General features: G+C 41.8%; 5 protein-coding genes. 1 reads left to right on the forward strand and 4 read right to left on the reverse strand.

Going from position 1 to position 7,643, the window contains the following annotated elements; genetic code table 11:
• Nucleotides 1–107: 107 nt before the first annotated feature.
• Genes QZR76_RS13925 through QZR76_RS13940 form a run of 4 tightly spaced genes read right to left on the reverse strand, consistent with a single transcriptional unit; the run spans nt 108 to nt 5,114 of the window.
• Nucleotides 108–1,391 (reverse strand): MFS transporter, encoded by a 1,284-nt coding sequence (locus QZR76_RS13925; protein ID WP_294143405.1) that lies wholly within the window; start codon nt 1,389–1,391, stop codon nt 108–110.
• The gene (locus QZR76_RS13930) at nt 1,384–2,709 is read right to left on the reverse strand and encodes a SpoIID/LytB domain-containing protein (protein WP_294143406.1); all 1,326 of its coding nucleotides are present in this window, start codon (nt 2,707–2,709) and stop codon (nt 1,384–1,386) included. Before QZR76_RS13930 ends, QZR76_RS13925 begins: the two co-directional genes overlap by 8 nt.
• A 3-nt stretch (nt 2,710–2,712) precedes the next feature.
• A complete protein-coding gene (locus QZR76_RS13935; RefSeq protein ID WP_294143407.1) occupies nt 2,713–3,690 on the reverse strand; it encodes a DUF4922 domain-containing protein in 978 nt (325 codons plus the stop codon).
• Nucleotides 3,687–5,114, reverse strand: coding sequence for a glycosyltransferase family A protein (locus QZR76_RS13940; protein WP_294143408.1), 1,428 nt, complete (start codon nt 5,112–5,114; stop codon nt 3,687–3,689). The genes QZR76_RS13935 and QZR76_RS13940 overlap by 4 nt, the downstream gene beginning before the upstream one ends.
• A gap of 179 nt (nt 5,115–5,293) precedes the next feature.
• Here QZR76_RS13940 and QZR76_RS13945 point away from each other — a divergent pair, with 179 nt between their 5' ends.
• The gene (locus QZR76_RS13945) at nt 5,294–7,528 is read left to right on the forward strand and encodes a PAS domain-containing sensor histidine kinase (protein ID WP_294143409.1); all 2,235 of its coding nucleotides are present in this window, start codon (nt 5,294–5,296) and stop codon (nt 7,526–7,528) included.
• Nucleotides 7,529–7,643 lie beyond the last annotated feature (115 nt).

Here is a 7,643-nt window from a genome sequence, read left to right on the forward strand (position 1 = left end):
TCGTTTTTATCCCCGCTTTTCCAATCCGCAATCGGCAATCACCCAATCGCTTAATCTTTGAATCTAAAATCGTCAATCCAAAATCCGCAATCACCTAATCTCAGAATCTACAATTGTAGGTTTTTGTGTATTTTTCGGGCGGCGAGAAAGCTGGGGATGGTACAGAGCATGATCCAGATAAAAAAATGTTGATACCCGATCTCTTTTTGAATCCATCCGGAGATCATTCCGGGAAGCATCATTCCCAAGGCCATGAAACCCGTACAAATGGCATAATGGGCCGTTTGTTCTTTCCCTTTACTGAATAGTATCATAAAGAAAGTCAACGCAGTAAATCCGAAACCGTAACCGAATTGTTCGACAGCAATACAAGATGATATCAGGTATACATTGTCGGGACGGGCATAAGCTAGATAGAGATAAACCAGGTTCGGCAGGTTCATGGCTGCTGTCATCCACATAATCCAATGCTTGAGGCCGTTACGTGCCATTGCGATTCCTCCGGATATTCCTCCTGTAATAAGGGCTATCAGACCAACCACGCCGTATATGGTTCCTACCTGCAGCGTGTTCATGCCCAATCCGCCGACCTCCGGTTTGTCTAATAGGAAAGGGGAGGCGATTTTCACTAATTGGGATTCGGCTAATCGGAACAGGAGAATGAATAGTAATGCCGTAATAATACCCGGTTTCCGAAAAAAAGATAGAAATGTGTCGAAAAAGGCTTTTAGGGGATGATTGTTCTTGACCGGAACATCTTGTTCTGGCTTGGGTAACACAAATTGATGATAAAGAAATAGGAGAATGAATAGGGCTGTCAACAGATAGAACGTGACGGACCAGGCTCGGGGTATTGCTATGCTTTCGGGAAGTTGAGTCATATATTTCTCCTCCAACCATCCGGCGAACATGACGATAATTCCTTGTCCCGTAAGCATGGCCAGACGATAAAACGTGTTACGTATACCTACAAAAAAAGCCTGTTGCCGGGTATTTAATCCCAGCATATAGAACCCATCGGCTGCAATGTCATGTGTGGCAGAGCTGAAAGCCAGTAACCACATAAAAGCAAGGGAGTAGCGAAAAGCGTTAGGTCCGGGAAGGGTCAGGGCTATACAGGCCAGACTACCGCCGATTATTAGCTGCATGGAAATGACCCACCACCGTTTGGTTTTCATGATATCGACCAACGGACTCCATAAGGGTTTAATTACCCAAGGAAGGTAAAACCAGCTGGTATAAAGAGCGATATCCGTATTGTCGATTCCGAGCCGTTTATACATGATGACAGCTAAGGTCATGACAATTACATAAGGAAGTCCTTGGGCGAAATAGAGCGTGGGTATCCACGACCAGGAAGACTTTAGTATAGGATGGGATTGTTTATTCATGATCTATTTTTTCCATGTTAGTTCCCGGGAAATAGTGAGCTAAAATTTCCCGGTAGTTATATCCTTTTTCGCTCATGACGGCGGCTCCGATTTGACAAAGTCCGACACCGTGCCCCCAACCTGCACCTTTAAAGGTAAATCCGGTCGTGTTACCCTGAGAGTTTTTCAAGGGCTCAACAATAAAGGCGGAGCTATAGAGATGACTGGTAGAAAATGCTTTACGAATGACTAATTCTTTCCCGATGATCATACTTTTCAAAGTTCCCACGATCTTGACCTTTATGAGTCTGCCGGAAACACCTCTTTCGATAGGCTGTATCTCTAAGATTCTTCCGAAATCGATTCCGAGTCTTGATTTTACCAGTTCCGAAAGTTCTGCCGTTTCGTAAGAGACTTCCCAGCGAAAGAAGTTCCGGGTCTCTTGGTCATAGTCGTTTAAGACATTGGATAGTATGGTTTTGTCTTTTGTATTGCAAAAAACTTCGGGGGAGGATAATATCCATTTTCGGGCTTCTTCTTCCTTACGCAAATCGGGAGTTGAAGTTCGTGTAGGACTGTCAACGACTTTTGTCAGGTACGGATGATTTACGGGCTCCCAGGTGTTTTCAAAAAGTTCGGAAACTCCGCCGCAGCATTTGGAAAACCGCGTGTCGCAAACTTCTCCTTCGTAAGTCAGAATTTCTCCTTGAGTTGCCTCTACGGCTTGAGAAACGATAGGCGTATAAGCTTTGCTGATTCCTTGATAACGTTGGCAATGATCATCGGCACATACATCGAAATGCTGATGGTCTTCCCGATCGTACCAGCGGATGTATTCTGTCTCCGTCTGTATGCAGGAAGGGTTTGTTGTTTTCCGGAAAGATTGGGTTTTCTGGGCTAATAACCAGCTTCGGGAGATAACGGCATGTGCTTTTAGTAATTCAAGAGAAGAGGTGGCACTCATTTCCGATGAAATGACACTTACCAGATAATCTTCCAGGGGTAATATGTTGATTGCCGTAAGGTGTTTTTTTTCGTCGATAATTTTAAGAGAACCCTTAAATATTTGACTTTCTTTGCGTTCCCAATGAAAATGGATGCCGATAATTACATCCGGCAGTTCGAAATGGGAAGAATTATAATTTGTAGGAGTGAGGGTAAAGCCGGAAGGAATCACTTCTTCCTTTTTTTCCTGTCGGAGTATGATTTTTTCTTGCCGTTCGCATACGGTGTATTCTCCCCGGTATATTTTCCCGGATTTTTTTTCTATAAATTCTCCGTGTAGACGGAAATGGATTAAAGGGGAAAAAAGTATTCCGATTTCAAGATGTGGTATCATATATTATAAATTGGGGTATTCGATATACCGAATTAAGTTGTTCCATTGATTATCGCTTAATGTTAATTGTCCGAAAAGATCCGATAGCAAAGGAGCATCGAGCCGTTCGAAATCTTCTCTCCGGGGGGAGATGACCAGTCCGGCGAAATCGACACAGCCCGGACTAAAAAGAATACGTTCTTTCCCTTCCTCAAAGAATTGCCACGGGCGATGTTTTTGTCTGGGAAAAAGGACGACCCACCACTCTTCGTTTTCGTACCAGACAAATAGGTTAAACATAGGCTCTGGGGCATTGGGTGTTACCTTACCTATTTCTGTCAGGAGATATTGAAAGGCAATTAGCATTAGTTTTTCATCTCCCGTCCGTAGAATTAGATTTTTTCGAATATAACGCGTGATACTCTCTATTTTGAATGTGGTAGGCGAAGCAATGGAACCGATCTCCTCCTGGGATGTCAAAAAAGCCGGGAGTATAGTCTCTTTGGAGCAATTAACCACATCGTTTTCCAAGGGCATCAAATGCCTGGGGGCAAGCTGAAAGTGTAAATGATCCGGTGCGGAAGCTCCACTTCGGGGGCCATTATAAAAAACGGTATAATCTGGAAAATCTTTAGCCATGGAAAGCATGTCTTGAAGGTAGTTTTCCAACAATTGAGGAACATGTCTTTTGGCCGGTACTGTAAAATGCGGGGTAAAAATAGGAAAAGGATTGATCCGTATATCGAAATTCTCGTTGTAACTCACGCTATCCTGTGCGTCGGGTAAGTGTTCTTTGCACAAAAAGCAAGGTCTGGATAGAAGCGATTGTTTATCGATGCGTGCTGTTGCCGATATTATCCGGTCGGGATTGCATTGTATTTTTATGGAAAAGCCATCAAATTCGATCGTACGGTAAAGTACTTCATCCAACCGTTTGTAGTTGTTATTCGCTGTTTCCCAGTGGGAAAGCTGATGCTTAAAAAAAGATTCCAAATCAATCATTTTCCGTTCTTTTTAAGATTATGTCTAATCCGACCCCATAACTCAATGGTCCTGATTTTGTCTTTGTAAGTATTGTGTTCGTTTACCTTCGTTATCGTCAGATCGGCATCCGAATTTCCTTCCCAGCGGCGGCATAGGTATAAAGGAGTGTATATCCGCCCGATGCGGTATTGCCGACAGATCGCGAGGGCCACGGCGTAATCTTCGCCATAGCTGACATTCGGAATCTTGATTTTTCTCAAAATAGGCGTATAGAAGGCTCTCGGAGCTCCTAATCCGTTTATTCTTAATGCGTTGTTGTGTCCGTTTTCCAGGCTCCACTCTCTGTGGTCTATTATTCCGGGCGGAATTTCCTCTAAGTTAAAATCAACCATCCGGTAGCTTCCCACAAGCATAGCACATTGTTGCTCGTGAAAGGTATCGACCAGGAGTTGAAGGACCCGATCGTCTATGTATAAATCGTCACTGTCCAGTTGGACGGCAAATTTTCCACAACAGGTTTGCATGATGGCATGAGTCCAACATCCGCCTATTCCCAGTTGTGGCTGATCGGGAATCAGATGAATGATTCGTTTGTCTTCCCGGGATAGATTACGGATAATTTCTGTTGTCGAATCGGTAGAATGATTATCGACGACGATTACGTTGAAATTGAATGTTGTTTTTTGATTTAAGGCAGAATGAATAGCATCCGCTATTGTTTTTTCCCTGTTTCGGACAGGAATGATAACGGAAGCTTCGGTCTTAAAGGTATGTTCGTTAAAGTTGACGGATTCAAATTCGGGAGGCAACCAGGCTTTTATTGCTTTTAAATGTGCCGTACAAGCTTGTTCCATTTCGAGTTGAACTTCCCGGTTCCTGGGATCGACATAGTCGAATTGTTTTTCTCCGGATAATCTGAGATCCTCCTCCATGTCCGTGTATAAAAATTCGGGAATCCTGAAAATCATTCCTTCTCGCGACAAACGTAGGCGTAAATCATACAAGGCAGCATACTGATAGGTTGTGTGCATTTCCTCGACAACTTGTTTGAATTTTTGGGTATTAAACAGAATTAACGAGCCGAAATCGAAATCGTTCCGTAGACTACCGTCTTGATACTCTATGGTGGGGTGTGGTAAAGATATCCCTTTTTTCAAAGAATAGTGATCGGAATAGACCATGGTCGCCCCGGTTGTTTCCGCTACTTGTTCCATGCGTTCCAATGCATATGGGGCAAGCTTTACAGGAACATCCTTGAGATAGAACAGGCAAAAAGGAGTTGTTATTTGTTTGGCTAATTCTTTGAGGGTACCTGTTTGATAAATAGATTTCTGTAATGAAATTATATCTTCAGTTTCTAATTGGGACTGAAATTCTAATTTGTTTCGTAAGAATATATTATTACTCTTATTCACCAGGAAGCAAGTAAGTCTACGGTTCATGAGAAAATGATTTAAGATGTTGCTCAAAGATATATTCTTTTAGTATGAATTTATTTCTTTTTATTAGTTTTTCTCTGGAATTATTTATCTTTGTTGGAATGTTATTGTTATTCGGAATGTGGCGATCTATGGGATTGAGGTTAAAAATTTTACTAATAATAGGGTTATCTGTCTTGTCCATGATAGTTTTGGGCGAGAATGATTCTTCCCATCCGATATTGATTATCAGTTCTTATAATCCGGAGACCCAGCAGACATCAAATAATATTTCCGAATTTTTGGATGAATACACTACGAAAGGCGGAAAATACCAGGTGATCATAGAAAACATGAACTGTAAAAGTTTTTCTGAGGTACTTGCCTGGAAATCGCGCATGAAAGATATTCTTTTGAAATATACGGGAGTAAATCGTCCCTCTTTGATCGTGATTTTAGGACAGGAGGCTTGGTCTTCTTATCTCTCTTTGGATAGTGAATTTACAAAAGGCATTCCTTTGGTTTGCGGTATGGTTAGCCGAAATGCTATTTTCTTGCCGGATTCCAATGTCGTTGATTTGACGACATGGCAACCCGAGAGTGTAGATGTGCTTAGGGATGTGAATACGAATGTAAAGATGAGTGGTTTTGTATACGATTATGATATTGTCGGTAATATCCAGTTGATACAGGACTTTTTTCCAAAAACAAAACATATTGCTTTTATTTCCGACAACAGCTATGGAGGTGTTTCCTTGCAGGCATACGTGAAAAAAGAGATGCAGAAGTTTCCTGATTTGGATTTGATTTTATTGGATGGCCGGGAGAACACGGTTTATCTTATGAACGAGAAAATTGAGAATCTGCCTGAAAATACGGTTATTCTTTTGGGAACATGGCGTGTAGACAAAAATGACGGTTATTTTATGAGGAATGCGACTTATTCCATGATGATGGCTAATCCCCAAATTCCGGCTTTTTCCGTTACTTCTATTGCTATGGGCCACTGGGCTGTGGGTGGTCTCGTGCCCGAATACCGGACGGTAGGAAAAGATTTGGCTCAACAGGCCTTGATGTGGGAACGTCAGCAACAGGATACGACATTAAAGATGCAATTCATCCCGAATCAATATGTTTTTGATTATAAGAAATTGCAGGAATATAATTTCTTGAATAAACCTCAGGTCGACCATGCTCAACTGTTTAATAAGAAGATATCTTTCTTTGAAGAGTACAGGTATCAGATCGTAGCTTTTGCTGTTACCTTCATTATCTTATTACTCGGTTTTTTAATTTCTCTCTATTTTTATATTCGGACAAAACTATTGAAGGATGCCTTGGAAGAAGCACAGAAGGATAACACCCTTATATTGAATAACGTTAACGCGGGCATTAAATTTATAAATCCTGATTTTACGGTAAAGTGGCATAATGGGGTCGATTTTGAGACGCCGGAGTGTAATATTCAGTCTTCTACGGGAAAAGTCTGTTACGAAGTATTGAGGGGATTGGATAAACCTTGTAGTTATTGCCCGGTCGTGACTGCTATGAAGGAGAGAAGGGCTACCGAGGTGATCGCTAAATATCCGTCCAATACTTATGTTTATCTGTATGCTAACCCGGTATTCGATGCGGAGCAGAATTTATTGGGTGTGGTTGTTCGACTTGAAGATGTGACCAAGCAAAAACAGGTTGAAATGGAATTACGTTTGGCCAAAGAGAAAGCCGAAGAATCGGATCGTTTGAAATCGGCTTTCTTGGCCAATATGAGTCATGAGATTCGTACCCCGTTAAATGCTATTGTCGGTTTCTCCGAAGTATTGACGGCTGATGAGTACGATGCGGAAATTCGTAAAGAGTACGTTTCGATTATACAGAAAAATTCGGATTTATTGCTACGTCTGATCAATGATATTTTGGATATCTCCCGTTTGGAGACAGGACGATTGAAGTTTAGTTACGAGAATTGTGAGGTCATCGGATTGTGTCGTAGTGTTATGGCGACCACGGGGCATGCCAGACCTCCTCAGGTAGAATATGTTTTTAAATCTCCCGTGGAGAGTTTCGAGTTGATGACGGATGTACAACGCTTGCAACAGATATTGATCAATCTGATGTCAAATGCCAATAAGTTTACCAAAGAGGGGAGTATTACGTTGGAAGTTAGAATCGAAGAAGCGGAAGATCGAATCTATTTTTCCGTGTCGGATACGGGATGCGGTATTCCGGAGGATAAACAAGAGAAGGTGTTCGAACGTTTCGAGAAACTGAACGAATATGCGCAAGGAACAGGTTTGGGCTTGGCTATATCCAAGATAACGATTACTATGATGGGAGGAGATATCTGGGTCGATAAAGATTATAAGGAAGGAGCCCGTTTTGTATTCTGGCATCCGTTAAGTATTCAACCTATGAATGAGGACGAACAAATTAAATGATTCAGAGATTAAAAGATCAGGTGATTGTGGATTTTAGATTGACGATTTTAGATTTAAAGATTCAAAGATTAAGCGATTGGGTGATTGCCGATTGGAGAAGCGGGGATAAAAACGG

Origin of the sequence: uncultured Sanguibacteroides sp. (genome assembly GCF_900543425.1) — a bacterium.
Classification (GTDB): Bacteria; Bacteroidota; Bacteroidia; order Bacteroidales; family Marinifilaceae; genus Gabonibacter.